This is a genomic window from Streptomyces sp. XY431, assembly GCF_001279805.1.
GTDB lineage: Bacteria > Actinomycetota > Actinomycetes > Streptomycetales > Streptomycetaceae > Kitasatospora > Kitasatospora purpeofusca.
Map to the genome: position 1 here is coordinate 25,835 of NZ_LGDO01000369.1, position 26,411 is coordinate 52,245.

Below are 26,411 nucleotides of genomic sequence, written 5' to 3' on the forward strand. Positions count from 1 at the left end.
CGGTGTCGACACCGTTCTACGTCTCCCCCCAGCAGGCCATGGCGGACCGCGCGGAGTACGCCCGCAAGGGCATCGCGCGTGGTCGCAGCGTGGTCGTGCTCACCTACGCCGACGGCATCGTCTTCGTCGCCGAGAACACCTCCCGGGCGCTCCACAAGGTGTCCGAGATCTACGACCAGATCGCCTTCGCGGCGGTCGGCCGCTACAACGAGTTCGAGAACCTGCGCATCGGCGGCGTGCGCTACGCCGACCTGCGCGGCTACACCTACGACCGGGCCGACGTCACCGCCCGGGGCCTGGCCAACGTCTACGCCCAGACGCTGGGCACGATCTTCTCCTCGGTCGGTGAGAAGCCCTACGAGGTCGAGCTGATCGTGGCCGAGGTCGGCCGCAGCACCGAGGACGACCAGATCTACCGGCTGACCCCGGACGGCTCGGTCGTCGACGAGAAGAACTACGTGGTGGTCGGCGGCAACGCCGACTCGATCGGCAACTACCTCGGCCAGCGCCACCGGGCCGGGTTCTCGCTCACCGAGGCCATCAAGGTCGCCGTGGACTCGCTTGCCCGCGACCCCAACGGCGGCAGCCCGCGCACCCTCACCCCCGACCAGCTGGAGGTGGCGGTCCTCGACCGCGAGCGCTTCCAGCAGCGCAAGTTCAAGCGGATCCTGGGCGGTCAGCTCGCCCGGCTGCTCGACGGCGACCAGTCCGCCGAGACGGACGACGAGGAGAAGCCGGCGGCCACCCCGCCGGCCGACTCCGACCAGTAGTGCCTGCGGGGTCCCCGCGGCGGCCGGCGACGTCCGCCGCGGGGACCCCGGTGCCCCTGCGGCGGCCCGGACGGCGTCGCGGAGGCGGTTTCGGACAGCTCCCATCAGAGAATGGATGGCCCATGGACCGCCGAATTTTCGGGCTGGAGAACGAGTACGGCGTCACCTGTACGTTCCGCGGGCAGCGCAGGCTGTCCCCGGACGAGGTGGCCCGGTACCTCTTCCGCCGCGTAGTCTCCTGGGGCCGCAGCAGCAACGTGTTCCTGCGCAACGGTGCCCGCCTCTACCTCGACGTGGGCTCCCACCCCGAGTACGCCACCCCCGAGTGCGACGACGTCACCGAGCTGGTGACGCACGACAAGGCGGGCGAGCGCATCCTCGAGGGCCTCCTGGTGGACGCCGAGCGGCGGCTGCACGAGGAGGGCATCGCCGGGGACGTCTACCTGTTCAAGAACAACACCGACTCGGCCGGCAACTCCTACGGCTGCCACGAGAACTACCTGGTGGCCCGGCACGGCGAGTTCTCCCGGCTGGCGGACGTGCTGATCCCGTTCCTGGTGACCCGGCAGCTCATCTGCGGCGCCGGCAAGGTGCTGCAGACCCCGCGCGGCGCGGTCTACTGCGTCAGCCAGCGGGCCGAGCACATCTGGGAGGGCGTCAGCTCCGCGACCACCCGCTCCCGCCCGATCATCAACACCCGCGACGAGCCGCACGCCGACGCCGAGCGCTACCGCCGGCTGCACGTCATCGTCGGCGACTCCAACATGTCGGAGACCACCACCCTGCTCAAGGTGGGCTCCACCGACCTGGTGCTCCGGCTCATCGAGGCCGGCGTGGTCATGCGCGACCTCACCCTGGAGAACCCGATCCGGGCGATCCGCGAGGTCAGCCACGACCTCACCGGCACCCACCAGGTCCGGCTCGCCAACGGCCGGGAGGCCAGCGCCCTGGACATCCAGGAGGAGTACTACACCAAGGCGCTGGAGTTCGCCGACCGCAAGGGCATCAACACCGGCACCATCGCCCGGGTCCTCGACCTGTGGGGCCGCACCCTGGAGGCGGTCCGGAGCGAACAGCTCGACGGGGTCGCGAACGAGATCGACTGGATCATGAAGTACAAGCTCATCGAGCGCTACCGCGAGAAGCACCAGATGAGCATGAGCAACCCCCGGATCGCCCAGATCGACCTGGCCTACCACGACATCCACCGCCGCCGCGGCCTGTTCTACCTGCTCCAGGCCAAGAACCAGGCGCAGCGGGTGACCACCGACCTCAAGACCTTCGAGGCCAAGTCGATCCCGCCGCAGACCACCCGGGCCCGGCTGCGCGGCGACTTCATCCGCCGGGCGCAGGAGCAGCGCCGCGACTTCACCGTCGACTGGGTGCACCTCAAGCTGAACGACCAGGCCCAGCGCACCGTGCTGTGCAAGGACCCGTTCCGGTCCGTCGACGAGCGGGTGGAGAAGCTCATCGCCGGCATGTGATCCGGTGGGAGCCGGCCTGTGACCGGCGCGGCGCCGGTGTCCGGCCGGTGCTGCTGACGTGCGGCGGCGGGGGAGCGGTGCCCCCGCCGATGTGATCTTCGCGGTGTCCGGTCCCGGTGGTGCCTCCCGGGACCGGGCACCGTCTGCGCATACGCTGTCCGTCGAGTCCGGAGCCGGGTCCGGAGAGCCGACTTTGACCGACAGTGAGGAAAGCCGTGCGCCGCACCGCCGGGTTGCTTGTCACCCTGCCCCTGTTGCTGGCGGTGGCCTGCAGCAGTTCCCCCAAGCCCGTCAGCCAGGCCACGCCCACCGCGTCGGCCAGTGCCGCGCCCACCGTGCCGGCCCCGGTGAACGAGGCCTCGCCGATGCCGACCCTGTCCGGCGGGGGCTTCGGGAGCAAGGCCACCATCACCATCCCCGAGGGCCAGCAGCCCAGCGGGCAGTTCGTGGTGAACACCGTCAGCGAGGGCGACCGCTCCACGGTCAACAAGGGCGACTGGGTGACCGTCAACTACACCGCGAAGGACTGGACCACCGGCAAGGACCTGCCCAGCTCCTACGACTCCGGCGGCAAACCGCAGCTCTACCAGGCGGGCAGCGGGCAGCTGGTGCCGGCCTTCGACCAGAGCGTGATCGGCAAGAAGGTCGGCAGCCGGCTGCTGGTCGTCGCCCCGCCCGCCGCCGCGTTCGGCAGCCAGGGCAGCACCCAGCTGGGCGTCGCCGGCGGCGACACCGTGGTCTTCGTGCTGGACATCATGGAGAGCCTGCCGCCGGACGCCACGCTCTCCGGCGCCATGACGCCGCCGCCGGCCAACCTGCCGCAGGTCAAGGACAACGGCAAGGCCGCGGTCACCATCACCGTGCCGGCCGGGCAGGCCCCGCCGACCGAGCTGCAGCAGGCCGTGCTGATCAAGGGCGAGGGCAAGCAGGTCAAGTCCGGGCAGACGCTGGTCGTGCAGTACACCGGGGTGCTGTGGGCCAACGGCCAGCAGTTCGACTCCTCCTGGAGCCACGGCGGGGCGCAGGCCCTGCAGATCGGCACCGGCAGCGTCATCGAGGGCTGGGACAAGGGGCTGGTCGGGCAGACCGTCGGCAGCCGGGTCGAGCTCGTGGTGCCGCCGGCCCTCGGCTACAAGGACCAGGCGCAGGGCTCGGTGCCGCCGAACTCCACTCTGGTCTTCGTGATCGACATCCTGGAAGCGGTCTAGCCGCCGCCCGGTCCGTCCGGTCGGTCCGTCCGGTCGGTCCGCCCGGTCGGTCCGCCCGGTCGGAGCGTCCGTCGGTCGTCCGTCGGGGTTTTCCGTCGGACCGCCCCGGGCGTGGGGAATGCGGAGATCCTTCACCCGGGCTGGTTTCGGCCCAGGGGGATTCCGTACGCTTGGGCGGGCGCTCGCACACGGAAGCGCCCGCCCTCATCCTGACCTGTCATACTGCCCTCGCACTGTGGTAGGCGCCGCCGGCGTCCGGGGTCCGGGCGGGCAGTGCGACAGCACCCCGGCGCCACCACGCCGGCCGTAGACCTCGAATACCTCGTGGCGAGATGGATGGGGAGTCATGTCTGAGAAAGAGTCGAGCCCGGGCGGGTCCGGCACCGCGCACGGTAACTCCGTCGGAGACCCGGCCGACTCGCGGCCCGGCGGCCCGCTCCCGGGCGACGGCGAGTCGATCATCGTCCCCCCGGCGATCCTGCGGCAGCAGGCCGGCTGGGGCGGCACCGACGAGGCGCCGCGGACCGGAGGGACGAAGACCGACGAGGTCCCGCAGATCTTCGCGTCCACCGTCCGCCGCCAGGACGGTTCCGAGGCCGGTTACGACGAGAACCCCGGCAACGTCGGCCGGCTCGGTGTGATCCTCGGCACCGTCCTGGGCGTCCTGCTCATCGGCAGTGCCGTCACCTTGTACCTGGTGAACAAGGACGGCTCCTCCGACGACACCACCGCCGCCAAGCCGGACACCGCCAAGTCCGCCCCGGCCACGCCGAGCGCCGAGCCCGTCCCGCCGATCAAGGACAGCGCCAAGGTGCTGCCGACCGTCACCGGCGACTTCGGCAAGAAGGCCACCATCGAGGTGCCGCCCGCCGACCAGGCCGACGGCAGCTTCGTGGTGAAGGTCCTCTCCGAGGGCAACGGCCCCAAGGTCGAGAAGAACTCCTGGACCTCGGTCGACTACACCGGCAAGGACTGGAACACCGGCAAGGACATCCCGTCCTCGTACGACGACAAGGGCAAGCCGCAGATCTTCCAGGCCGGCACCGACGCCCTCATCCCGGCGCTCGACCAGGCCGTCGTCGGCAAGAAGGCCGGTTCCCGGCTGCTCGTGGTCGCCCCGCCGGCCGCCGCCTTCGGCGCCCAGGGCAACCCCAGCATGTCGATCGGGGCGAAGGACAACCTGGTCTTCGTCATCGACATCCGCAACAGCAACGCCCCCGACGCCGTGGTCAGCGGCACCGTGACCCCGCCGCCCGCGGACTTCCCGCAGGTCAAGGACAACGGCAAGAAGCCCGCCGACATCACCCCGGTGCCCGGCGCCGCCGATCCGACCGAGCTCAAGAGCCACGTCCTGATCAAGGGCGACGGCCGCAAGGTCGAGAAGGGCGAGAAGATCCTCGTCCAGTACACCGGCGCGCTGTTCAAGGACGGCAAGGTCTTCGACTCCTCGCTCAGCAAGGGCCAGGCGTTCTCCTTCCCGCTCGGCGGCGGCCAGGTCATCGCCGGCTGGGACCAGGGCCTGGAGGGCCAGACCATCGGCAGCCGCGTCGAGCTGGTCATCCCGGCCTCCCTCGGCTACAAGGACCAGGCCCAGGGCGACATCCCGGCCAACTCCACGCTGGTCTTCGTCGTCGACATCCTCGACGCGGGTCAGGGCTGATCCACTTTCGGGTGACAATGGTGTGCGTGTGACCTCCGGGTCCGGCCGCGTGGCCGGACCCGGACGGGCGGCGGGCGCCCGTACCGTGGTCCGGGAAACGGACCGTGGTGCGGGCGCCCGCCGCTTGGTCATGGACCGAACCAACCGTGAAACGAGGCATCAAGTGAGCAAGCCTGAGATCGACTTCCCGGTCGGCGACGCGCCGACCGAGCTGCAGATCCGCGACATCGTGGTCGGCACCGGCGAGGAGGCCAAGCCCGGCCAGGTCGTCGAGGTCCACTACGTCGGCGTGACCTTCGCGACGGGCGAGGAGTTCGACGCCAGCTGGAACCGCGGCTCGACCTTCAAGTTCCCGCTCGGCGGCGGCCGCGTCATCAAGGGCTGGGACCAGGGCGTCGTCGGCATGAAGGTCGGCGGCCGCCGCGAGCTGGTCATCCCGCCGCACCTGGGCTACGGCAACCAGTCGCCGACCCCGGCCATCCCGGCCGGCTCGACCCTGATCTTCGTGGTCGACCTGATCGGCGTCTGAGCACGCTGACCCATCGGCGTCCGAGCACGCTGACCGGTCGGCGTCCGAGCACGCCGACCACCAGGGCCGCACCCCCTCCGCGGGGTGCGGCCCCGGTCGTTCCCCGGCTCGGCTTTTGCACCGCGTACCGCTACCGGTACGGTCGGTCCCGCCGGGTCCACGACGCCCCGGCGGGCACACCCCGCGCGCGGCGCGGCACACCGGAAGGGTCAGCGATGGCGATCGCCAAGGCAGAGCGGCTGATGAATCTCGCCCTGTGCCTGATGAACACCAGACGTCCGCTCTCCAAGAAGGAGCTGCGGGAATCCATCGAGGCCTACCGCGAAGCCTGGCAGCACAGCAGCGAGGAAGCCTTCAACCGGATGTTCGAGCGGGACAAGGACGACCTGCGCGAACTCGGACTGGTCATCGACGTCGACGAGAACGCCCTCGACGGCGAACTCGGCTACCTCGCCCGCGCCGACCGCAACCGCCTGCCGGAGATCGCCCTCGACGCCGAGGAAGCCGCCGCGCTCACCCTCGCCGCCCGCGTCTGGCAGCAGGCCAAGATGTCCGGCGCCGCCAGCGGCGCCCTCCAGAAGCTGCGCGCCGCCGGCGTCCCGTTCACCGAGACCGAGGGCCGGCCCGCCCTCGAACCGCGCATCCCCGCCCGCGAGGCCGCGTTCGAACCGCTGCTCACCGCCGCCCGCGACCGCCGCCCGGTCACCTTCGAGTACCGCAAGGCCGGTGCCGCCGCCGCCCAGCAGCGCAGCGTCGAGCCCTGGGCCCTGGAATGCTGGCGCGGCCACTGGTACCTGGCCGGCTGGGACCGCGACCGCGAGGACGCCCGGGTGTTCCGGCTCGGCCGGATCACCGGCAAGGTCCGCGCCCGCTCCGGCGCCTTCCTCGGCTCCGTGCCCGAGCACGTCGACGTCCGCGCCACCGTCGCCAAGTTCGCCGGCGAGGGCGCCACCGCCACCGCCGTCGTCCGGGTCCGCCGCGGCGCCGGCTTCCCGCTGCGCACCAAGGCGCTCGGCACCCGCCGGATCGACGACACCTGGGACGAACTCGACATCCCCTTCGGCAACGGGCTCGGCGCCGACCTCGCCGAGTTCGGGCCCGACGTGCTCGTCGTCGGCCCCGAGGAACTGCGGGCGGACGTCGTCGACCGGCTGCGCGCGGTGGCCGGTGCGGGGGTGGCGGGTACCGCTGGGGTGCCCGGTGCCGGGGTGGCGGGTACCGCTGGGGTGGACAGGACCGAGACCGAGGACGTGCGGGCATGAGCAACGCGATCGACCAGACCCGGCGGATGCTCTCGCTGGTCACCTACCTGCGCGAGCGCCCCGGCGCCGAGGTGGCCGAGGTCGCCCGCGCCTTCGGCATCAGCGAGCGCGAACTCATCGCCGACCTCAACGTGCTGCCGATGTGCGGCACCAGCTTCCGCGGCGGCGACCTGCTCGACATCGACACCGACGGCGAGCGGATCTGGTGGCACAACGTCGACGACGTCGCCCAGCCGCTGCGCCTCGCCGCCGACGAGGCGACCGCCCTGCTGGTCGCCGCCCGCGCCGTGGCCGGCCTGCCCGGCCTGCGGGCCGGTGACCGCGAGGCCCTCACCCGGGCCGTCGCCAAGATCGAGAACGCGGCGGGGGAGAGCGCCGAGGGCAGCGCCCGGGTCGGCGTCACCTTCGAGGCCGAGAGCCACGTCTTCGCCGACATCGACCGCGCCCTCAGCGAGGGCCGCCGGCTCTGGCTGCGCTACTACTCGCACGGGCGCGGCGGCATGACCGAGCGCGAGGTCGACCCGATCCGGCTGCTCACCGAGGGCCACACCTACCTCGAGGCCTGGTGCCGGACCTCCGAGGACCACCGGATGTTCCGGCTCGACCGGGTCGCCGAGATCAAGGTCCTGGACGTCCCCGCCGACCCGCCCAAGCGCGAGCCGCGCGACCTCTCCGGCGGACTGGTCAACCCCTCCGCCGACGACCCCGAGGTCGTCGTCGAGGTCACCTCCGGCGGGCGCTGGGTCGCCGAGTACTACACCCACGACCACGCCGAGGAACTGCCCGACGGCGGACTGCGGATCACCCTGCGCAGCGCCGACCCCTCGCAGCTGCGTCCGCTGGCCCTGCGGCTGGGCCGGGACGGGCGGATCGTCTCCCCGCCCGCGCTCGTCGAGCAGGCGCGGGCCGCGGCGCTGGAGGCGCTCGCCCACTACGGTGACGGGCTGGTCTGAGCCGTGGAGCCCGGTACCAGATTCAAGGTGTACTGCTCCGACTGCCGGGAGAAGGTGGAGGTGCCCGCCGAGGGGTTCCGGCTGACCTTCGGCCGGACGGCGGACCGGACGCACTACAGCTTCTCCTGCCCGCTGTGCGGGGCGGCGGTGCGCAAGCCGGCCGGGGAGAAGATCGTCGCGGCGCTGACCGAGGCCGGGGTGCGGACCATGCGGCTGGTGCCGGCCGAGCAGTGAACGGGGGCGGGGCCCGGTGACGTGCGCCGGAGCCCGGTGACGTGTGCCGGGGTCCGGGCGGCGCACGCCGGGGTCCGAGCGGCGCACTCCCGGGCCCGGGCGGGCCGATAGGGTGGGGCCATGTCCTGGATGCTCGTCGCCGCCGTCCTCCTCGCCACCGCCGGCCTGCTGGTGCTCGGCGTCCTCGCGGTCCGGCTCTGGCTGGACGTGCGGGCGCTGGCCGAGGGAGTGGACACGGCCTCCCGGGCACTGGCCGAGGCGGCCGAGGACCTCGCGGCCTCGGCGGCGGCCCGGCCCTGAACCCAGGTCCGCGGTTGCGGGGGGCTGCTGCTCGGCCGTAGGGGCGCGTTACGCTCTCAGATGGCTCCTGAACGCGAACGGGGGGCCGCTGTCCTGTTCGGGCGGCCGTCGTCACGGTGTCATCCGCAGCGGTTACCATCCCCGCAGCGAGCGGCCCGGTCGGTGCCGCCGAAACTGAAGGTGGTCGAGCATGCGGGTCTCGTTCACCGCGATCCTGGTGGTCGCGGTCATTGCCATTGTGCTCTTCGGCGCCAAGCGGCTGCCGGACCTGGCGCGCTCGCTCGGCCAGTCGGCCCGGATCCTCAAGAGCGAGGCCAAGGCGATGCGCACCGACGGCTCCGCCGACACCCCGGCCGCGCCCGCCCCGGCGGCGGCCGAGGGCGTCGCCGCGAAGACCATCCAGTCCGCCCCGGGTGCGTCCGCGGGCGCCCGCCCGGTGAGCGAGCCGGCCGCCGGTCAGTCCGCGAGTCACTCCGCCCCGGAGGGCGGGACGCGCTGAGCGCGCGCCGCACGCCACCACTGGAGGCCCGTCGACCGGCGGGCCCCGACGCACAAGTTGAGGACCGGGGTTGAGCAAGCTCACTAAGGCGCCGAAGACGGCCAAGGATCCCGAGGGGCGGATGGCCCTCGCCGACCACCTGCGGGAACTGCGCAACCGCGTGGTCAAGTCGGTCCTGGCGATCGTGCTGTTCACGATCATCGCGCTGATCTTCCACAAGCAGATCGAGACCCTGCTGCTCAAGCCGATCCAGCGGTGTACGCCGGAGTTCCTCGCGGCGCCCACGGGCCGCTGTGCGGAGGTCTCCACCATTGGTCTGACCGCGGGCTTCAACTGGATGCTCAAGGTCGCTCTGACGGCCGGTGTGGTCGCCACGGTCCCGGTCTGGCTGTACCAGCTGTGGGCTTTCGTGGCGCCGGGCCTGCACAAGCACGAGCGCAAGTACACGATCATCTTCATGGTGTGCGGCGCGCCGTTGTTCCTGGCCGGTGTGACGCTGGCGATCCTGCTGCTGCCGGTGACCGTCGACGTGCTGCTCTCGTTCACCCCCGACGAGACCACGCCGATCCTGCCGCCCGCGGACTACTTCGACATCGCCACCCGGCTGGTGATGGTGTTCGGCCTGGCCTTCGAGTTCCCGCTGCTGCTGGTCATGCTGAACCTGGTCGGCGTCGTCACCGGCAAGCGGCTGCTCGGCTGGTGGCGCGGCATGGTGATGGGCATCACCGTGTTCGCGGCCTTCGCGACGCCGAGTGCCGACCCGCTGAGCATGCTGGCGCTGGCCGCGCCGATCTGGGGCCTGTACTTCGTCGCGGTCGGTGTGGCGATGCTGAACGACCGGCGCCGGGCCCGGCGCAACCCGGACCTCGCGCTGGACGACGAGGAGGCCTCGCACGTGGACCTGTCGGTGGCACCGGTCGCCGGGGCCGAGGCGATCGAGGCCTCCGCCACGCCGAGCGCCTCCGGCCACGTGCCAGCCGCGCGGCACGAGCAGATGGACGACATCACCTGATCCGTCGCGGGTGATCCCGCCGAGCCCCGGCCCGCCGTTCTACGGTGGTCCGGGGCTCTTTGGTGCGACTCGCCCGTTCGTACCGGGGGCAGTCTTGGCAGGTTCGATGGCATGTGACATATTACTGCCGTGTCCCACTCACAGAGACTCCCGGACGTCGTGGTGGTCGGAGCCGGCGTCGTCGGCGCCGCCTGCGCGTACTACGCCGCGCGGGCCGGGCTCGCCGTCGACGTCGTCGACCGCGGCCCGGTCGCCGGCGGCACCACCGGCGCCGGCGAGGGCAACCTGCTCGTCTCCGACAAGGAGCCCGGTCCCGAACTCGACCTCGCCCTGTACTCCGGCGGACTCTGGCGCGAACTCGCCGCCGAGTTCGGCACCGCCGTCGAGTACGAGGACAAGGGCGGTCTGGTGGTCGCCGGCACGCCCGAACGGCAGGAGGCGCTGCGCGCCTTCGCGGCCGGGCAGGCCGGCTCCGGCGTCCTCGCCGAGGAGATCCCCGGTGAGCGGCTCCACGAACTGGAGCCGCACCTCGCCCCGGGGCTGGCCGGAGGGTTCCACTACCCCCAGGACTCCCAGGTCCAGCCCGCGCTGGCCGCCGCCCACCTGCTGCGTGCCGCTCGCCGCGCGGGTGCCCGGCTGTACACCGGCGAGGCCGTCCGGGCGCTGCGGATCGGTGCCGACGGTGCCGTCCGCGGGGTCGAGACCGAGCGGCGTCGGCTGGACACGGCCGCCGTGGTCAACGCCGCCGGCACCTGGGGCGGGGAACTGGCCGCGCTGGCCGGCGTCGGGCTGCCGGTGCTGCCGCGGCGCGGGTTCGTCCTGGTGACCGAGCCGCTGCCGCGGATCGTCCGGCACAAGGTGTACGCCGCCGACTACGTCGCCGACGTCGCCAGCGGCTCGGCCGCCCTGCAGACCTCGGCCGTGGTCGAGGGGACGCCGGGCGGGCCGGTGCTGATCGGCGCCAGCCGCGAGCGGGTCGGCTTCGACCGCACCCTCTCGGTCGAGGTGCTGCACCGGCTGGCGGCCCAGGCGGCCGCGCTCTTCCCGGTGCTGGCCGGGGTGAACGTGATGCGCGCCTACCGGGGCTTCCGTCCGTACCTCCCGGACCACCTGCCCGCGATCGGCGCCGACCCCCGGGTGCCCGGTCTGTACCACGCCTGCGGCCACGAGGGCGCCGGCATCGGCCTGGCCCCGGGCACCGGGGCGCTGATCGCCCAGCAGCTCACCGGCAAGGACCCGGAACGCGACCTCGCGCCCTTCCGGCCCGACCGCTTCCCGGCGGCGGAGGCCGCGGCCTGAGGGGGGTGCCGTGCACTTTGCAAAGTGTGCGAGGACTTTGCAAAGTGCACTTTGCAAAGTGCACGGCACCCGCAGGACGGACACCCGCAGGACGGACACCCCGGAGGGCCGCGAACCCGCGGGGCCGCCGGCGGCAGGACCGTGCGTGGCGGCAGGACCGTGTGTCCCGCCGGGCCGCGAGCACCCGGCCCGGCGGGGCCCCTCGGCCCGTCGCTGCCCCCCGACAACCCCACGATCGGCTCGTGAGCTGAACGGAGAACCCCCACCCATGCGCCGTACCCGCACCCCCGCGGAGCTGGTCCGGGCCGAGCCCGGGCCCGCCCACACCATCGAGTTCGACGGTCGGCCCGTGCCCGCGCTGCCCGGGCAGACGATCGCCGCCGCCCTCTGGGCCGACGGCGTGCTCGCCTGGCGCACCACCCGGGTCGGCGGGAAGCCGCGCGGGGCGTTCTGCGGCATCGGCGCCTGCTTCGACTGCCTGGCCACCGTCGACGGGCGGCCCAACCAGCGCACCTGCCTGCTGCCGGCCGAGCCCGGCACCACCGTCACCACCCAGGAGGGCCACGGCCGTGCCGACCTCGAAGTCTGAGCCCGCGCAGTCCCCGGGAGCCCGCGGCTCCGGCGGCCCGTTCCACGACCTCGCGGTGATCGGCGCCGGCCCCGGCGGCCTCGCCGCCGCCGTGACCGCGGCCGACCTCGGCCTGCGCTGCGTCCTGGTCGACGCCGGCCGGAGCACCGGCGGCCAGTTCTACCGCCACCCCGCGCCCGGCCTCGGTGCCGCCCGCCCCGACCGGCTGCACCACGGCTGGTCCGTCTACACCGGCCTCTCCGACCGGCTCGCCGCCCACCGTGCGGCCGGCCGCGTCGAGCTGCTCACCGGCCACCAGGTCTGGGCGCTGGAGCGGGCCGGCGACGGCGACTGGCGGCTGCACGCCACCACCGGCCCGGACGCCGACGACCGGACCACCGTCCGCGCCGCCGCCGTCCTGCTCGCCACCGGTGCGTACGAGCGGCAGCTGCCCTTCCCCGGCTGGACCCTGCCCGGGGTGGTCACCGCAGGCGGCGCGCAGGCCATGCTCAAGGCCGGTCTGGTGCTGCCCGGCCGGCGGATCGTGGTGGCGGGCAGTGGCCCGCTGCTGCTCGCGGCGGCCTCCTCCCTGGTCACGGCCGGTGCCGAGGTGCCGGCGGTGGTGGAGGCCACCGCGTACCTCGGGTACGCCCGACGCCCCGGCGTGCTGGCCGCCGTCCCGGCCAAGCTGGTCGAGGGCGCCGGGCACGGTTCGGCGCTGCTGCGCCACGGCGTCCGGCTGCGGCCGCGCAGCGCGGTGGTCGAGGCGCACGGCACCGACCGGGTCACCGCCGTCACGGTGGCCCGGTTGGACGCCGAGTGGCGTCCGGTGCCCGGCAGTGAGCGGCGGATCGCCTGCGACGCGCTCGCCGTCGGCCACGGTCTGATTCCGCAGATCGAGCTGGCCACCGAGCTGGGCGCGGCCACCAGGACCACCCCCGACGGAACGGCCGCGCTCAAGGTCGACGCCCGCCTGCGGACCACCGTGCCCGGGCTCTGGGCGGCCGGCGAGGCCTGCGGTGTCGGCGGCGCGGATCTCGCGATCGCCGAGGGCGAGCTGGCGGCGCACGCCGTCGCGGACCGGCCGGTGCGCACCGCGCTGCTGCGCCGGCGCTCCCGGCTGCGGGCCTTCGCCGAGCTGATGGCCGCCGCCCACCGGCCCGGGCCGGGCTGGACCGACTGGCTGCGGGAGGACACCGATGTCTGCCGCTGCGAGGAGGTCCCGGCCGGGCGGATCAAGGAGGCGGTGGACGAGCTGGGCGCGGGCGACGCGCGCACCGTCAAGCTGCTGACCAGGGCCGGGATGGGCTGGTGCCAGGGCCGGATGTGCGGTCCGGCGGTGGCCTGCCTGGCGGGCGGCGCCGACGGGGCCGAGGTCCGGCCGGACAGCCGGCCGTTCTCCTGTCCCGTTCCGCTCGGGCAACTCGCGGCCGAGCGGGACGACCTGGCTGACCAGGACAGCCGGGGCCACCTGGCTGACCAGGACCAGCAGGACCAGCAGGATCACCAGGACCAGCAGGATCACCAGGACCACCAGGACGACCGGCAGGACCGGTAGCACCGGCCGGATCGGACGGACCGGCCGCTCCCGTCGGCCGGTCGGTCCGAATCCGACCGAAAACGCCCGGTGGTGGCTCTTGTCTCCACCGCGCGCCTTCTAATAAAATGTCACACCTCACCAAGGAGTCATCCGTGTCCCAGATCTCGCACGACACCACCCGGCCCTGGCGCGGCATCATGGTCGCCACCACGCTCCCGCTGCGCCCGGACCTCTCCGTCGACTACGACGCGTACGCCGACCACGTCCGCTGGCTGATCGAGTCGGGCTGCGACGGTGTCGTCCCCAACGGCTCGCTCGGCGAGTACCAGACCCTGACCGCCGAGGAGCGTGCCAAGGTCGTCGAGGTCGCGGTCGAGGCCGCCGGCGACGGCTCCCGCGTGATGCCGGGTGTCGCCGCCTACGGCAGCGCCGAGTCCCGCCGCTGGGCCGAGCAGGCCGCCGAGGCCGGCGCCGGCTCCGTGCTGCTGCTGCCGCCGAACGCCTACCGGGCCGACCACGACGCCGTCCGCGGCCACTACGCCGAGGTCGCCAAGGCCGGCGTGCCGATCGTCGCCTACAACAACCCGATCGACACCAAGGTCGACCTGGTCCCGACGCTGCTCGCCGAGCTGCACGCCGAGGGCTCGATCGTCGCGGTCAAGGAGTTCAGCGGCGACGTCCGCCGGGCCTACGAGATCGCGGAGCTGGCCCCGGGCCTGGACCTGCTGATCGGCGCCGACGACGTGCTGCTGGAGCTGGCCCTGGCCGGCGCCGTCGGCTGGATCGCCGGCTACCCGAACGCGCTGCCGGAGGCGAGCGCCGCGCTGTACAAGGCCGCCATCGCCCACGACCTGAACACCGCGCTGCCGCTGTACAAGGCGCTGCACTCGCTGCTGCGCTGGGACTCCAAGACCGAGTTCGTCCAGGCGATCAAGCTCTCCATGGACATCGCGGGCCGCCCCGGCGGTCCGACCCGCGCGCCGCGCCTGCCGCTGACGCCGGAGATCGAGGCGGCCGTCCGCGCGGCCACCGAGAAGGCGCTGGCCGAGGGCCTCGCCTGATCCGAACCGGATTCCGGTTCCGAGTGTCCGGGACGGCCGGCTGCGGGGGCAGCCGGCCTCCGGACCACCTTCCGGCCCCGCCGGTCCGCCCCCGTCCGGACCGTCCCGGCCTCGATGAAAGCCAGCCATCTCCCCACCCACGGAGCGTCAGCAGATGCGCAGCCGTCACGTCTTCCACGCCGTCGACTCGCACACCGAGGGCATGCCCACCCGGGTCATCACCGGTGGGTTCGGTGTCATTCCCGGTGCCACCATGGCCGAGCGCCGGACGCACTTCCAGGAGCACCTGGACCACTTCCGGACCCTGCTGATGTACGAGCCCCGGGGCCACGCCTCGATGAGCGGCGCCATCCTGCAGCCGCCGACCCGGCCGGACGCCGACTTCGGCGTGCTCTACATCGAGGTCAGCGGCCTGCTGCCGATGTGCGGCCACGGCACCATCGGCGTGGCCACCGTGCTGGTCGAGACCGGCATGGTGCCGGTCGTCGAGCCGGTCACCACCGTCCGGCTGGACACTCCGGCGGGCCTGGTGGTCGCGGACGTCGCGGTCGAGAACGGTGCCGCCACGGCGGTCACCATCCGCAACGTGCCGTCCTACTCGGAGGCGCTGGACCGCAAGATCGAGGTCCCGGGCTACGGCACGGTGACCTACGACCTGGCGTACGGCGGCAACTTCTACGCGATCCTGCCGCTCGCGGAGTTCGGCCTGCCGTTCGAGCGGGAGCGCAAGCAGGAGATCCTGGACGCGGGCCTCGCCCTGATGGACGCCATCAACGCGAGCCCGGACCGGCCGGTGCACCCGGAGAACCCGTCCATCCACAGCTGCCACCACGTGCAGCTACTGGCCCCCGGTTCGACCGCCGAGCACTCCCGGCACGCGATGGCCATCCACCCCGGCTGGTTCGACCGCTCGCCCTGCGGCACCGGCACTTCGGCCCGGATGGCCCAGCTGCACGCGCGCGGCGAGCTGCCGCTGGACCGGGACTTCCGCAACGACTCCTTCATCGGGACCACCTTCATCGGGCGGCTGGTGGAGGAGACCGAGGTGGGCGGGCGGACGGCCGTCGTGCCGACCGTCACCGGGCGGGCCTGGATCACCGGCACCGCCCAGTACTTCCTCGACCCCAGCGACCCGTTCCCGGCCGGCTTCCTGCTCTGACCCGGCCTGCCGCTCCGGGCTTCCCGCTCCGGCCGGCTTCCCGCTCCGGCCGGCTTCCTGCTCCGCCCCGGCCCCGCGGCCGGCCGGCCCCCCGTCCCGGGGCCGGCCGACCGCCGCGGGGCCTGCCATCCGACCCGCTCCGAAAACCCGTCGAACCCCCGAAGGGCTGCCTGCAGTGACGATCCGTTCGTACAACCCCGCCGACCCCGCGGACCTCGTCGCCGAGGCGCCCGCCCCCGGTGCCGAGGCCGTCCTGGCCACCGTCGCCCGTGCCCGCGCCGCCCAGCCCGGCTGGCTCGCCGCCGGCGCCGGCGGCCGCTCGGCCGCGCTCACCCGGATCGCCGCGGTCGTCGAGGCGCACGCCGAGGAGCTGGCCGAGCTGGTCGTCCGCGAGGTCGGCAAGCCGATCGCCGAGGCGCGCGGCGAGGTCGCCCGCACCGTCGCGATCTGGCGCTACTACGCGCAGGCGCCGTTCGCCGCCTCCGGCGAGGTGCACGAGACCGCCGGCGGGCCCGGCCTGCTGCTCACCCGCCGCCGCCCGTACGGGGTGGCCGGTCTGGTCACGCCGTGGAACTTCCCGCTGGCGATCCCCACCTGGAAGGCCGCCCCGGCGCTGGCCGTCGGCAACACCGTGGTGCTCAAGCCCTCCTCGGAGGCGATCGGCTGCGCCCGCCGGCTGGCCGAGCTGGTCGCCGAGGCCGGGCTGCCGGCCGATGTCTTCACCGTGCTGCCGGGCGGCGGTGCCGAGGGCGGCACCCTGGTCGGCGCGGCCGACGTGGTCTCCTTCACCGGCTCCACCGGGGTCGGCCGCCAGGTCGTCCGCACCGCCACGGACCGCGGCATCCCCGTCCAGGCCGAGCTCGGCGGGCTGAACACCGCGATCGTCCTGCCGGACGCCGACATCGACCAGGCCGCCGCCCACCTCGCCAACGCGATCGCCGGCTACGCGGGGCAGAAGTGCACCGCCACCAGCCGGGTGGTCGCGGTCGGCGAAGCCTACGAGCCGCTGCGGGCCGCCCTGGTCAAGGCGCTCGGCCAGGTCGACGGCACCTCCTGCGGGCCGGTCATCAACGAGGCCACCCGGGACGAGATCACCGCGGCCGTCGACTCCGCCCGGGAGGCCGGCGCCGAGGTGCTGACCGGGGGCGGCGCGCCCGCCCGGGACGGCTGGTACCTGGAGCCGACCCTGGTCGCCGGTGTCCCGGACGAGCACCCGCTGAGCCGCGAGGAGTTCTTCGGCCCGATCGCCGTGCTGCACGCGGCGGCCGACCTGGACGAGGCGATCGCGCTCGCCAACAACACCCCGTACACGCTGTCCGCCTCGGTGCACACCCGGGACCTGGACGCGGCGCTCGCCACCGCCGACCGTCTGAACGCCGGCATGATCCGGGTCAACGCGCCCTCCAGCGGCGTCGACTTCCACCTGCCGTTCGGCGGTGCCAAGGGCGCCAGCCACGGTGCCCGCGAGCAGGGGCAGGCCGCGCTGGACTTCTACACCCAGAGCCGCACCGTCACCCTGCTGCCGGGCGGAGGCGCCTGATGACGACGGCCCTCCCCGACCGGGAGGCGCCCGCGGCGGTGCAGGTCGACACGGTCGACTACCACACGGCCGGCGAGCCGTTCCGGATCGTCGTCGGCGGCGCGCCCGTCATCCCCGGTGACAGCGTCGCCGAGCGGCGGGCGATCGCGATCGGGGCCGGCGGCACCGCCACCGCGCCCCGGCCGGGCCCGCTGGACGGCATCCGGCAGCTGCTCACCCGTGAGCCGCGCGGCCACGCCGGCATGTACGGCGGCTTCCTGGTGCCGCCGGACGACGACGAGGCCGACCTCGGCGTGCTGTTCTGGCACAAGGACGGCTACTCGACGGCCTGCGGCCACGGCACCATCGCGCTCGGCGCCTGGGCGGTCGACTCCGGACTGGTCGCCGCGCCGGACTACGGCGTCGCCCGGGTCCGGATCGACGTGCCGTCCGGCCGGGTCACCGCGCTGGTCAACCGGGCCGCCGGGCGGACCACCGGGGTGACCTTCCGCAACGTGCCCTCCTGGGTGAGCGAGCTGAAGCTCCCGGTCGAGACCTCGCGCGGCACCGTCGAGGTGGCCGTCGCCCACTCCGGCGCCTGCTACGTCTCGGTGCCGGCCGCGGCCCTCGGGCTCTCGGTGACCCTCGAGCAGCTGCCCGAGCTCACCGCGGCCGGCCGGGAGATCCGGGCCGCCCTGGCCGACTCCCCGGCGGTGCGGCACCCGGTGGACCCGCGGCTGTCCGGTGTCTACGGCGTCATCCTGTTCGACGAGCTCCCGTCGGTGGACGGCACGCTGAACCAGCGCAACGTCACCGTCTTCGCGGACGGCCAGATCGACCGCTCGCCGTGCGGCTCCGGCAGCTCGGCCCGGCTGGCCGTGCTGGCCGCCGAGGGGCGGCTCGCCCCCGGTGCGGAGCTGCGGCACGAGTCGATCGTCGGCACGGTCTTCGGCGGGCGGGTGCTGCCCGGCGGCGACCCGTGGGGCGACGGTGTGGTCACCGAGGTGACCGGCACCGCGCACCGCACCGGCGAGCACCGCTTCGTGCTCGACCCGCAGGACACGCTCGGCGCGGGATTCCTGCTGTGAGCGGCGACCTGCGGACCGCCCCGGAACCGCCCGGCGTGGCGGCTGAGCCGCTCCGGCCCGCCACGCCGGGCTCTGCCCCCGCCGCCGCCCCGGCCGTCGGGCCGACCGCCGGGCCGGCGGTGCTGCCGGCCGGCGCGGTCGACCTGACGCCGGAGGAGGCGGCGCGGGCGATCGAGGGGGTGCTGCTCGACGGGCTCGACCCGGAGACCGTCCCCGCCCGCTCGGCGATCCCGGTGCCGGCCGGGGAGCTGCTGATGATGCCGGCCGCCTCCACGGCCTTCGTCGGGGTGAAGATCGCCGGTGTCGCGCCGGCCAATTCCGCCGTCGGGCTGCCCCGGATCACCGGCAGCTACCTGCTGCTGGACGGTCCGACCCTGCAGCCGGTCGCGCTGCTCGACGGCATCGCGCTCACCTCGCTGCGCACCCCGGCGGTCACGGCCGTCGCGCTGGACCGGCTGGCCGTGCCGGAGGCCGAGCACCTGGTGCTGTTCGGCTCGGGCCCGCAGGCGTACGGGCACCTGGACGCCCTGCTCGCCGTCCGCCGGCTGACCCGGGTGACCGTGGTCGCCCGCAGCGCGGAGCCGGCCGAGGCACTGGTCCGGTACGCCCGGGGGCTCGGCCTGGAGGCCGCCGTCGGCACCCCGGCCGCGGTGGCGGGTGCGGACCTGGTGGTCTGCTGCACCACCGCGCGTTCGCCGCTGTTCGACGGCGCGCTGGTGCCGGACCACGCGGCGGTGGCCGCGGTCGGTTCGCACGAGGTGGACGCCCGCGAGGTGGACGAGGTGCTGGTCGGCCGGTCCGCGCTGTACGTGGAGGCCCGGGCCGCCGCGCTGCGGGAGGCCGGCGACCTGCTGATGGCGGGTGTGACCGGTGCAGACCCGCTGTGGAACCTGGCCGAGCTGGTGCGGGGCGAGGCTCCGGTGCCGGCCGACCGGCCGAGGTTCTTCAAGAGCGTCGGGATGGCCTGGCAGGACCTCGCGGTCGCGGCCGAGGTGCACCGGCGCGGGGCGGGCCGGTAGGGCTTCCGGTCGGCACAGGTCTGCTGTGGGGCCCGGCCAATCGGGTACCGGCGCTCGGCGCTGTGTCGGTACCCGTCCCCAAGTCCGTTACCTCGGACGGGGATTGGTCGTTGATGTGTCGGCCGGAGTTGCGGTCGGCGTGGTGGGAAGGGATCCCCCGCCACGCCGGCCGCTTTTTTGCGTTCCGGTCAGGGGATGGCGGGGCCGGTAGCGGTAGCGGTGGCGGGGGCGGGCGTCGGCTGCGGCCGGTAGGTGTTGATCAGCCGGGCCAGGTGGCGGCCGGTGAGGTGGAGCGGCTCCTCGCTGCGGGCGACCTGGGCGGCGAGTTCGGCGCCCTCCAGGGTGTTGATGACGGTGGCGGCGAGCTCGCGGGCGTCCGTGAGGCCGATGCCGCCGCCGTGCAGCTTCTCCTCGACGACGGCGCGCCAGTGCGCGAACGCCGCGGTGACGGCCTCCTCGATGACCGGCGCCCGGCCGACCGTCTCCAGCGCGGTGGTGGTGATCGGGCAGCCGTCCTGCCAGTCGGACGCGCGCAGGGCCTCGGCGAGCAGCCGGGTGCAGGCGGTGACCGCCTCGGCGGGGTCGGCGGCACTGTCCAGCCCCTCGCGCAGCAGCTCCGCGAACTCCTGGTCGCCGTGGCGGATCGCCGCGGCGGCCAGTTCCTGCTTCCCGCCCGGGAAGAAGTGGTAGACGGAGCCGAGGGTGGCCTCCGCCTCGCGGGAGATCTGCTTGATGCCGGTGCCCTCGTACCCCTGGCGCTGGAGCAGCCGGGAGGTGGCCCGGACGATCCGCTCCCGGGTGCCGGTGGTGGTCGTCTTCACGGGGGAGAGTCTAGCCGGTCGATTGGATAGAGCGTTCGTTCCAGTGCTGTGCTAGCTTCATTCCCTGGATAGAGCGTTCGTTCTAGTCGCCTTCGGAGGGGATCCCCATGTCTGTCGCCCAGCAGGAGAGCACCAAGCAGCAGGAGAACGGCAAGCAGCAGGAGAACACCAGGCCGTCCGTCACCCTGATCGGGCTCGGCCCGATGGGCCGGGCGATGGCCGGCGCCTACCTGGACGCCGGGTACGCCGTGACGCTCTGGAACCGGAGCCCCGGCCGGGCCGACGACCTGGTCGCCCGGGGCGCCGTGCTCGCGCCGGACGCGGCCGCGGCGGTCGCGGCCGCCGAACTGGTCGTGCTGAGCCTGACCGACTACGACGCGGTGTTCGCGGTCCTGGCCGCCGCCGAGGCGGAGCTGGCCGGGAAGGTCGTGGTCAACCTCGGCTCGGACACCCCCGACCGGGCCCGGGAGGCCGCCCGCTGGCTGGCCGAGCGGGGTGCCGGGCACCTCACCGGTGGGGTGCAGGTCCCGCCGTCCGGCATCGGGCGGCCGGAGTCGTCCACCTTCTACAGCGGCCCGGTCGAGCTGTTCCGGCGGCACCGCGCCGCCCTGGAGGTGCTCACCGGCGCCGACTACCGGGGTGACGACCCGGGGCTGGCGCAGCTCTACTACCAGATCCAGATGGACCTCTTCTGGACCTCGCTGACCGCCTACCTGCACGCCACCGCCGTCGCGGAGGCCAACGGCATCCCGGCGGACGAGTTCCTGCCCTACGCCACGTCGACGGCCGCCTCGATGCCCGGCTTCCTCGCCTTCTACGCGCCCCGGATCGCCGCCGGGAACCACGAGGGCGACGTCGACCGGCTGACCATGGCGCTCGCGAGCATCGAGCACGTCCTGCACACCGTCGAGGCCTCCGGGGTGGACGGGGCGCTGCCGCGGCTGCTCGCCGACACCTTCCGGGCGGCGGTCGGGGCCGGGTACGGAGGGTCCAGTGCGACCGGTCTGGTCCGTTTGTTCAAGGGGGAGTGAGGGGACCGGATGAAGAGTTGGGCCGCCGACCGTTGTCAGCGGGCGGCGGTCCTGCCACCATGGGGTCCGACCATGGATGCCGTGCGCTGACTGGTCGTTCGAAATCACGGAATGTTGCACACTCAACGTAACGTGACATTGTACGCTGGTGTTCTGCACTCACCGGAGGAACACCATGGCCGACCTCAAACCCCGCACCCTGATCTCCGTCCAGGAGCGGCTGCGCGACCAGGTCGCCCACGCCCTGCGAGCCGCCCTGATCTCCGGCGAGCTGCGCCCCGGGGTCGTCTACTCCGCGCCCGCCCTGGCCGCCGACTTCGGCGTCTCCGCCACCCCCGTCCGCGAGGCCATGCTGGACCTCGCCCGTGAGGGCCTGGTCGAGGCCGTCCGCAACAAGGGCTTCCGGGTCACCGAGCTCACCGAGCGGGACCTCGACGACTTCACCGAGATCCGCGCCCTGATCGAGGTCCCGACCGTCGGCCGGGTGGCCCGCACCGCCACCCCCGAGCAGCTGGAGGCGCTGCGGCCGCAGGCCGAGGCGATCGTCGTCGCGGCCGGCAAGCAGGACCTCATCGGCTACCTGGAGGCCGACCGCCAGTTCCACCTCGACCTGCTCGGCCTGGCCGGCAACTCCCGTCTGGTCGAGGTCGTCGGCGACCTGCGCAAGCGCTCCCGCCTCTACGGCCTCAACCGGCTGGCCGAGCGCGGCGAGCTGGTCTCCTCGGCGGAGGAGCACCTGGAGCTGCTGGACCTGATGATCGCCGGCGACGGTCCGGCCGCGGAGTCCTGCATGACCCGCCACCTCAGCCACGTCCGCTCGCTGTGGGCGGAGGGCCAGGAGGAGGCGGCCGAGGAGGAGTCCCGTACTGGGCTCCGCCTGCGCGCCCGGGGGTAAACCACCCGTTCGGGGGAATCCCCGTGATCGGGTGGGGTGTCGATCCCGGGTCCTACGATGATGTTCCCGACATCGGCAGCAAGGAGGATTCCGTGTCCGCCGCCGCAGTGGAAGAACCGTTCGAGCAGCCCACCCTGCTCGAAGTCGCCGAGCTGATCTCCGACCAGTTCGCCGGCTACCGGGTCGAGATCATCGGGAGCCAGATCGTCGTGACGCCGTCGCCGAACATGAAGCACGGTCGCTCGGTCAAAAGGCTCGACCGGGTCTTTCTCGCAGCAGGTCTCGATGATGGTGACACTGAGGTGTTCCAGGGCATCGGAATCTGGTTGCCCGATGGACCCTCGGACTTCGCCATTCCTGATCTGGCGATCGTCGATGCGAACAGTGACGACAAGCTCATCGAGTACAACAGCTACGATCCGGCCATTTTCCGCCTCGTGGTGGAGGTGACCTCCTCCAACCTCAGCGACGACCTGAAGCGGAAGCCCGCGGCGTATGCATCGGCGGGCGTTCCGGTGTACGTCATTGTGGATCGGACGAATCAGCGGGTGATGGTGCTCACCGACCCCCAGGACGGCGAGTACCGGGTGCACGCCGTCCACCACCCCGGGCAGTCGTTCGCGCTGCCGGAGTCGATCGGTGCGGCGGTGACGCTCTCGGTGGACGAGGTGCTGGCCGCCAAGAAGTAGCTCACACCGCCGCCGGCACCGTGAGCCTGCCGTCATGGACCTCGGCCACCTGGTCGACCGCGGTCAGGTGGCTGCGGTCGTGGGTGACCAGGACGGTGGCGGTGGCGCGGCGGTGGGTGAGGGTGGTCAGCAGGTCGAGGACGGCGGCGCCGCGTTCGTGGTCGAGGGCGCTGGTGGGCTCGTCGACCAGCAGCACGGTGGGGTCGTTCATCAGTGCGCGGGCGATGTTGACGCGCTGGCGCTGACCGCCGGAGAGCTGGTGCGGGCGGCGGCCGGCCAGGTCGCGCAGGCCGACGGCGGCCAGGAGTTCCAGGGCGCGGGGCAGCGCGCCGCGCGGGGAGCGGCCGTCCAGGTGGGCCATCACCTGGAGCTGTTCGGCGGCGGTCAGCGCGGGCAGCAGGTTGGGCTGCTGGAAGACGATGCCGATCCGGTGCCGCCGCAGCGCGGTCAGCCCGGCGCGGTCCAGCCCGGCGGTGTCGGTGCCGTCCACCACCACCCGTCCGGAGTCCGGGGCGATCAGGGTCGCGGCGACCGCCAGCAGGCTGGACTTGCCCGAGCCGGACGGGCCGACCACGGCGGTGAGGGTGCCCTTCGGCACGGTCAGCGACACCTCGTCGAGGGCGGTCAGCCGGCCGTCGCCGTCCGGGTAGGTGAGGGTGACGCGGTCGAGGTGCAGGGTCATCGGGCACTCCCCAGGGCGGTCAGCGGGTCGACGGAGGTGATGCGGCGGACGGACAGGGCCGCGCCGACCGCGCCGAGCGCGATCATGACGGCGGCGGGCAGCAGCACCGTCGGGGCGTCCAGGACGAACGGGACGGCGGAGCCGATCAGCGCACCGACGCCGACCGCGAGCGCGGTGCCGAGCGCGGTGCCCAGGAGCAGCAGCAGGACGGCCTGGCCGAGCGCGTCGCGCAGCAGGTAGCGGGTGGAGGCGCCGAGGGCCTTCAGAACGGCGATGTCGCCGCTGCGCTGGATCGTCCAGACGGTGAAGAAGGCGCCGATCACCAGTGCCGAGATGGCGAACAGGAAGCCCCGCATCAGCTGCAGCGAGCCGTTCTCCGAGGTGTAGGAGCCGATCGCGGCGAGCGCGTCGGTCCGGCCGCGGGTCTCGGTGCCGAGGGCGGTGTCGGCGGCGGCCAGGTCGGCGCCCTTCGCGGTGGTCAGTGCGACCACGGTGGCGTGCCCGGCCCCGCCGGGGGCGGCCGACTGCCAGTCGGCCAGGGTCGTCCAGACGACCGGGGTGTGGCTGTAGGAGGCGTCCCCGGCGACGGCCGCGACGGTCAGCGGGTGGCCCGCGACGGTGAAGGCGTCGCCGGGGCGCAGCCCGCCGAGGTCCTTCGCGGCGGTCCGCGACAGCACCGCCCGGCCCGGGGCCAGGGAGTCGCCCTGCGGGGCCAGCGAGGAGCCGTCGGGGACGCCGAGGACGGAGAGCGCGGCGGTGCGCGGTCCGGCGGCCGCCTTGGTGGTGGCGATGCCGAGCGGCTGCGCGTCGGTCACGCCGGGCGTCCGGGCCCAGCCCTGCCACTGCTCGGGGGTGACCTGGGAGTCGGTGAAGGACAGCTTCCGGCCGTCGGCGGGGCGGCCGAAGGCCAGGTGGTCGGCGGGCAGGCCGGTGATGGCCGAGGTGTTCTGCCGGCCGAGTCCGGCGGTCAGCCCCGACAGTAGGCCGACCAGCACGGTGATCAGCACGATGACGGTTCCCATCAGGGCGAACCGCCCCTTGGCGAACCCCAGATCCCTCCAGGCGACGAACACCGCGAGTCCTTTCGTCCGATCCGCTGCGACACTGACGAGAGTGGCCGAACGGCGGCCCTCCGGGCATCGCACCGGGGATTGCATCCTCGGCTTCGAAGGGCGGAAGCGGAGTTCAACCTTTCGATTGATGCCGGTCGGCGGCACGGACCCTAGGCTGGACGGATGGCGACCGATCGACCTCGAACCACCCCCGTCGCCCGCGTGCTCCGGGTCTGCCTGCACCTGCTGGTGGCGGGCCTGCTCGCGCTCGCCGTGGTCCGGGCCCTGGCCGGGCGCGACGGGGACCCGGCGGCGGTCACGGCCGCCGCCACCGCGATGGCCGCCGTCTACGCGGCCGGTCCGCTGATCGGCGCCGTCGGCCGCTCCCGCCGGGCCGCCGCGCTCTGGCTGGCGCTGCTCGGCGTCACCTGGGCGGGCGTGCTGGTGGCCACCCCGGACGGGGTCTGGCTGGCGTTCCCGCTGTACTTCCTGGAGCTGCACCTGCTCGGCCGGCGGGCCGGGGTCGCGGCGGTGGGGCTCACCGCCGTCGCGGCGATCGTCGCCTACTCCGCCCATCAGCACACCGTCGGCCTCGCGCCGGCGATCGGGCCGCTGCTGGGTGCCGCCGTGGCCGTCGCGACCGTGTTCGGCTACCAGGCGCTCTACCGGGAGAGCGAGGAGCGCCGCCGGCTCATCGACGAACTGACGGCCACCCGCGCCGACCTCGCCGCCGCCCACCACGCGGCCGGGGTCCTCGCCGAGCGGGAGCGGCTGGCCCGGGAGATCCACGACACCCTGGCGCAGAGCCTCACCAGCATCCAGCTGCTGCTGCGGGCCGCGCAGCGCGCGCTGCCGGAGCGCACGGAGGCCGCCGGCGAGTACGTGGAGCAGGCCCGGCAGGCCGCGCAGGACAACCTCGACGAGGCCCGCCGCTTCGTGCGCGCGCTCACCCCGCCGGCGCTGGAGAGCGACACCCTGCCGGTGGCGCTGGAGCGGCTGTGCGCCACGACGTCGGTGCGCGGCGGACTGCCGGTGCGGCTGCACGTGTCGGGGGAGCGGGTGCCGCTGCCGGTGCCGCACGAGGTGGCGCTGCTACGGATCGCGCAGTCCGCGCTCGGCAACACGGTGCGGCACGCCGGGGCGGCCCATGCCGAGGTGACGCTCAGCTTCATGGCGGGCGAGGTGGCGCTGGACGTGGTGGACGACGGTGCGGGGTTCGACCCGGAGGCCGTGCGGACGCGGACCGCCACCGGTGGCGGGGACGGCGGCTACGGGCTGCCGTCGATGCGGGCCCGGGCCCGGGCGCTGGGCGGGACCTTCGCGGTGGAGTCCGCGCCGGGGGAGGGCACGGCGCTCGCGGTGCTGCTGCCGGTGCCCGGGGACGCGGGCGACCCGAAGGAGGGGACCTCGTGACCGGGGCGGTGATCCGGCTGCTGCTCGCCGACGACCACCCGGTGGTCCGGGCCGGGCTGCGGGCCGTCCTGGAGAGCGAGCCGGACTTCGCGATCGTGGCGGAGGCCGCCACCGCCGAGCGGGCGGTCGAGCTGGCGGCGGAGGTGGCGGTGGACGTGGTGCTGATGGACCTGCAGTTCGGGCCGGGGGCGGCGATGAACGGCGCACAGGCCACGGCGGCGATCACGGCCCGGGGTGCGGGGGCGCCGAGGGTCCTGGTGGTGACCACCTACGACACGGACGCGGACACGCTGCCGGCGCTGGAGGCCGGGGCGACCGGGTACCTGCTGAAGGACGCGCCGCCGGAGGAGCTGGCCCGGGCGGTGCGGTCGGCGGCGGCGGGCCGGCCGGCGCTGGCGCCCACGGTGGCGGACCGGCTGCTGGAGCGGATGCGGACGCCCGCGGCGGCGCTGAGCGCGCGGGAGACGGAGGTGCTGGGGCTGGTCGCGGACGGGCTGACCAATCAGGCGATCGGCGGGCGGCTGCACCTGAGCCTGGCCACGGTGAAGTCGCATCTGGTGCACATCTACACCAAGTTGGGCGTGGAGTCGCGGACGGCGGCGGTGCGGGAGGCGCGGGCCCGGGGGCTGATCCGGCGCGGGGGGGGAGGGGCGGGGGGGGGGGG

The 26,411-nt window shown here is 73.8% G+C and carries 26 protein-coding genes and 1 pseudogene; 24 read left to right on the forward strand and 3 right to left on the reverse strand.

What is annotated here, in order from left to right; genetic code table 11:
- Positions 1 to 2: 2 nt before the first annotated feature.
- The 19 genes and pseudogenes from prcA (at position 3) to ADK60_RS26640 (ending at position 19,164) form a co-directional block, all read left to right on the forward strand.
- On the forward strand, positions 3 to 770 hold the full coding sequence (prcA, locus tag ADK60_RS26550) for a proteasome subunit alpha (protein WP_045939665.1): 768 nt from the start codon (positions 3 to 5) through the stop codon (positions 768 to 770).
- Positions 771 to 892: 122 nt separating this feature from the next.
- A complete protein-coding gene (pafA, locus tag ADK60_RS26555; protein ID WP_045939666.1) occupies positions 893 to 2,254 on the forward strand; it encodes a Pup--protein ligase in 1,362 nt (453 codons plus the stop codon).
- A gap of 215 nt (positions 2,255 to 2,469) precedes the next feature.
- On the forward strand, positions 2,470 to 3,462 hold the full coding sequence (locus tag ADK60_RS26560; RefSeq protein ID WP_053649326.1) for an FKBP-type peptidyl-prolyl cis-trans isomerase: 993 nt from the start codon (positions 2,470 to 2,472) through the stop codon (positions 3,460 to 3,462).
- A gap of 346 nt (positions 3,463 to 3,808) precedes the next feature.
- Positions 3,809 to 5,122, forward strand: a complete 1,314-nt coding sequence (locus ADK60_RS26565; protein ID WP_052709020.1) for an FKBP-type peptidyl-prolyl cis-trans isomerase — start codon at positions 3,809 to 3,811, stop codon at positions 5,120 to 5,122.
- A gap of 130 nt (positions 5,123 to 5,252) precedes the next feature.
- Positions 5,253 to 5,651, forward strand: coding sequence for an FKBP-type peptidyl-prolyl cis-trans isomerase (locus ADK60_RS26570; RefSeq protein WP_045939667.1), 399 nt, complete (start codon positions 5,253 to 5,255; stop codon positions 5,649 to 5,651).
- 215 nt (positions 5,652 to 5,866) lie between these two features.
- Positions 5,867 to 6,817: pseudogene (locus tag ADK60_RS26575) on the forward strand (helix-turn-helix transcriptional regulator); the annotation flags it as partial.
- Between the two features lie 92 nt (positions 6,818 to 6,909).
- Positions 6,910 to 7,866 (forward strand): helix-turn-helix transcriptional regulator, encoded by a 957-nt coding sequence (locus ADK60_RS26580; RefSeq protein ID WP_045939668.1) that lies wholly within the window; start codon positions 6,910 to 6,912, stop codon positions 7,864 to 7,866.
- Positions 7,867 to 7,893: 27 nt separating this feature from the next.
- Positions 7,894 to 8,100, forward strand: a complete 207-nt coding sequence (locus tag ADK60_RS26585) for a hypothetical protein (RefSeq protein ID WP_353651776.1) — start codon at positions 7,894 to 7,896, stop codon at positions 8,098 to 8,100.
- A 120-nt stretch (positions 8,101 to 8,220) separates the two neighbouring features.
- The gene (locus ADK60_RS26590) at positions 8,221 to 8,400 is read left to right on the forward strand and encodes a hypothetical protein (protein WP_053649329.1); all 180 of its coding nucleotides are present in this window, start codon (positions 8,221 to 8,223) and stop codon (positions 8,398 to 8,400) included.
- A gap of 190 nt (positions 8,401 to 8,590) precedes the next feature.
- Positions 8,591 to 8,899 (forward strand): Sec-independent protein translocase subunit TatA, encoded by a 309-nt coding sequence (gene tatA / locus ADK60_RS26595; RefSeq protein ID WP_053649331.1) that lies wholly within the window; start codon positions 8,591 to 8,593, stop codon positions 8,897 to 8,899.
- 121 nt (positions 8,900 to 9,020) lie between these two features.
- Positions 9,021 to 9,911, forward strand: a complete 891-nt coding sequence (gene tatC, locus ADK60_RS26600) for a twin-arginine translocase subunit TatC (RefSeq protein WP_053649332.1) — start codon at positions 9,021 to 9,023, stop codon at positions 9,909 to 9,911.
- Positions 9,912 to 10,040: 129 nt separating this feature from the next.
- A complete protein-coding gene (locus ADK60_RS26605; RefSeq protein WP_079008697.1) occupies positions 10,041 to 11,210 on the forward strand; it encodes an NAD(P)/FAD-dependent oxidoreductase in 1,170 nt (389 codons plus the stop codon).
- 268 nt (positions 11,211 to 11,478) lie between these two features.
- Entirely contained in the window at positions 11,479 to 11,799 is a 321-nt protein-coding gene (locus ADK60_RS26610) for a (2Fe-2S)-binding protein (RefSeq protein WP_030299963.1), read from the forward strand.
- Positions 11,780 to 13,336 carry an FAD/NAD(P)-dependent oxidoreductase gene (locus ADK60_RS26615; protein ID WP_079008698.1) on the forward strand — a complete coding sequence of 519 codons (1,557 nt, stop codon included), beginning with the start codon at positions 11,780 to 11,782 and terminating at the stop codon, positions 13,334 to 13,336. The genes ADK60_RS26610 and ADK60_RS26615 overlap by 20 nt, the downstream gene beginning before the upstream one ends.
- 179 nt (positions 13,337 to 13,515) lie before the next feature.
- Positions 13,516 to 14,379: a dihydrodipicolinate synthase family protein gene (locus ADK60_RS26620; protein WP_478329083.1), complete on the forward strand. Its 864-nt coding sequence runs from the start codon at positions 13,516 to 13,518 to the stop codon at positions 14,377 to 14,379.
- A gap of 154 nt (positions 14,380 to 14,533) precedes the next feature.
- On the forward strand, positions 14,534 to 15,538 hold the full coding sequence (locus ADK60_RS26625) for a proline racemase family protein (protein WP_045939674.1): 1,005 nt from the start codon (positions 14,534 to 14,536) through the stop codon (positions 15,536 to 15,538).
- A gap of 166 nt (positions 15,539 to 15,704) precedes the next feature.
- A complete protein-coding gene (locus ADK60_RS26630; RefSeq protein ID WP_030395923.1) occupies positions 15,705 to 17,078 on the forward strand; it encodes an aldehyde dehydrogenase family protein in 1,374 nt (457 codons plus the stop codon).
- Positions 17,078 to 18,145 carry a proline racemase family protein gene (locus ADK60_RS26635; protein WP_053649336.1) on the forward strand — a complete coding sequence of 356 codons (1,068 nt, stop codon included), beginning with the start codon at positions 17,078 to 17,080 and terminating at the stop codon, positions 18,143 to 18,145. The genes ADK60_RS26630 and ADK60_RS26635 overlap by 1 nt, the downstream gene beginning before the upstream one ends.
- Complete coding sequence (locus ADK60_RS26640; RefSeq protein WP_353651777.1) at positions 18,142 to 19,164, forward strand: ornithine cyclodeaminase family protein; 1,023 nt, start codon at positions 18,142 to 18,144, stop codon at positions 19,162 to 19,164. The genes ADK60_RS26635 and ADK60_RS26640 overlap by 4 nt, the downstream gene beginning before the upstream one ends.
- A 188-nt stretch (positions 19,165 to 19,352) precedes the next feature.
- Here the strand turns inward: ADK60_RS26640 and ADK60_RS26645 are convergent, their stop codons facing one another.
- The gene (locus tag ADK60_RS26645) at positions 19,353 to 19,985 is read right to left on the reverse strand and encodes a TetR/AcrR family transcriptional regulator (protein ID WP_053649338.1); all 633 of its coding nucleotides are present in this window, start codon (positions 19,983 to 19,985) and stop codon (positions 19,353 to 19,355) included.
- A gap of 107 nt (positions 19,986 to 20,092) precedes the next feature.
- On the opposite strand from ADK60_RS26645, the gene ADK60_RS26650 reads away from it, so the two are divergent.
- From ADK60_RS26650 to ADK60_RS26660, 3 genes are all read left to right on the forward strand, one after another.
- Positions 20,093 to 21,016, forward strand: a complete 924-nt coding sequence (locus ADK60_RS26650; protein ID WP_053649340.1) for an NAD(P)-dependent oxidoreductase — start codon at positions 20,093 to 20,095, stop codon at positions 21,014 to 21,016.
- Between the two features lie 175 nt (positions 21,017 to 21,191).
- Entirely contained in the window at positions 21,192 to 21,911 is a 720-nt protein-coding gene (locus ADK60_RS26655) for a GntR family transcriptional regulator (RefSeq protein WP_045944372.1), read from the forward strand.
- Between the two features lie 92 nt (positions 21,912 to 22,003).
- Positions 22,004 to 22,600, forward strand: a complete 597-nt coding sequence (locus ADK60_RS26660; protein ID WP_053649351.1) for a Uma2 family endonuclease — start codon at positions 22,004 to 22,006, stop codon at positions 22,598 to 22,600.
- Position 22,601: 1 nt separating this feature from the next.
- On the opposite strand, the gene ADK60_RS26665 is transcribed toward ADK60_RS26660, so the two are convergent.
- Together ADK60_RS26665 and ADK60_RS26670 are read right to left on the reverse strand one after the other, a co-directional pair.
- Complete coding sequence (locus ADK60_RS26665; RefSeq protein ID WP_045944373.1) at positions 22,602 to 23,282, reverse strand: ABC transporter ATP-binding protein; 681 nt, start codon at positions 23,280 to 23,282, stop codon at positions 22,602 to 22,604.
- Positions 23,279 to 24,355, reverse strand: a complete 1,077-nt coding sequence (locus ADK60_RS26670) for an ABC transporter permease (RefSeq protein WP_053649342.1) — start codon at positions 24,353 to 24,355, stop codon at positions 23,279 to 23,281. The genes ADK60_RS26665 and ADK60_RS26670 overlap by 4 nt, the downstream gene beginning before the upstream one ends.
- 162 nt (positions 24,356 to 24,517) lie before the next feature.
- On the opposite strand from ADK60_RS26670, the gene ADK60_RS26675 reads away from it, so the two are divergent.
- Both ADK60_RS26675 and ADK60_RS26680 read left to right on the forward strand, forming a co-directional pair.
- A complete protein-coding gene (locus ADK60_RS26675) occupies positions 24,518 to 25,747 on the forward strand; it encodes a sensor histidine kinase (protein WP_053649344.1) in 1,230 nt (409 codons plus the stop codon).
- The coding region (locus ADK60_RS26680; protein ID WP_063783271.1) for a response regulator at positions 25,744 to 26,411 on the forward strand (668 nt) is incomplete at its 3' end. The genes ADK60_RS26675 and ADK60_RS26680, both read left to right, overlap by 4 nt.

What these genes read in the sequence shown, in the direction of transcription:
- pafA (WP_045939666.1), top strand. Translation starts at nt 893, where the DNA reads ATGGACCGCCGAATTTTCGGGCTGGAGAACGAGTACGGCGTCACCTGT.
- ADK60_RS26565 (WP_052709020.1), top strand. Translation starts at nt 3,809, where the DNA reads ATGTCTGAGAAAGAGTCGAGCCCGGGCGGGTCCGGCACCGCGCACGGT.
- ADK60_RS26570 (WP_045939667.1), top strand. Translation starts at nt 5,253, where the DNA reads ATGGACCGAACCAACCGTGAAACGAGGCATCAAGTGAGCAAGCCTGAG.
- ADK60_RS26580 (WP_045939668.1), top strand. Translation starts at nt 6,910, where the DNA reads ATGAGCAACGCGATCGACCAGACCCGGCGGATGCTCTCGCTGGTCACC.
- ADK60_RS26590 (WP_053649329.1), top strand. Translation starts at nt 8,221, where the DNA reads ATGTCCTGGATGCTCGTCGCCGCCGTCCTCCTCGCCACCGCCGGCCTG.
- tatA (WP_053649331.1), top strand. Translation starts at nt 8,591, where the DNA reads ATGCGGGTCTCGTTCACCGCGATCCTGGTGGTCGCGGTCATTGCCATT.
- tatC (WP_053649332.1), top strand. Translation starts at nt 9,021, where the DNA reads ATGGCCCTCGCCGACCACCTGCGGGAACTGCGCAACCGCGTGGTCAAG.
- ADK60_RS26610 (WP_030299963.1), top strand. Translation starts at nt 11,479, where the DNA reads ATGCGCCGTACCCGCACCCCCGCGGAGCTGGTCCGGGCCGAGCCCGGG.
- ADK60_RS26620 (WP_478329083.1), top strand. Translation starts at nt 13,516, where the DNA reads ATGGTCGCCACCACGCTCCCGCTGCGCCCGGACCTCTCCGTCGACTAC.
- ADK60_RS26625 (WP_045939674.1), top strand. Translation starts at nt 14,534, where the DNA reads ATGCGCAGCCGTCACGTCTTCCACGCCGTCGACTCGCACACCGAGGGC.
- ADK60_RS26635 (WP_053649336.1), top strand. Translation starts at nt 17,078, where the DNA reads ATGACGACGGCCCTCCCCGACCGGGAGGCGCCCGCGGCGGTGCAGGTC.
- ADK60_RS26650 (WP_053649340.1), top strand. Translation starts at nt 20,093, where the DNA reads ATGTCTGTCGCCCAGCAGGAGAGCACCAAGCAGCAGGAGAACGGCAAG.
- ADK60_RS26655 (WP_045944372.1), top strand. Translation starts at nt 21,192, where the DNA reads ATGGCCGACCTCAAACCCCGCACCCTGATCTCCGTCCAGGAGCGGCTG.
- ADK60_RS26665 (WP_045944373.1), bottom strand. Translation starts at nt 23,282, where the DNA reads ATGACCCTGCACCTCGACCGCGTCACCCTCACCTACCCGGACGGCGAC.
- ADK60_RS26675 (WP_053649344.1), top strand. Translation starts at nt 24,518, where the DNA reads ATGGCGACCGATCGACCTCGAACCACCCCCGTCGCCCGCGTGCTCCGG.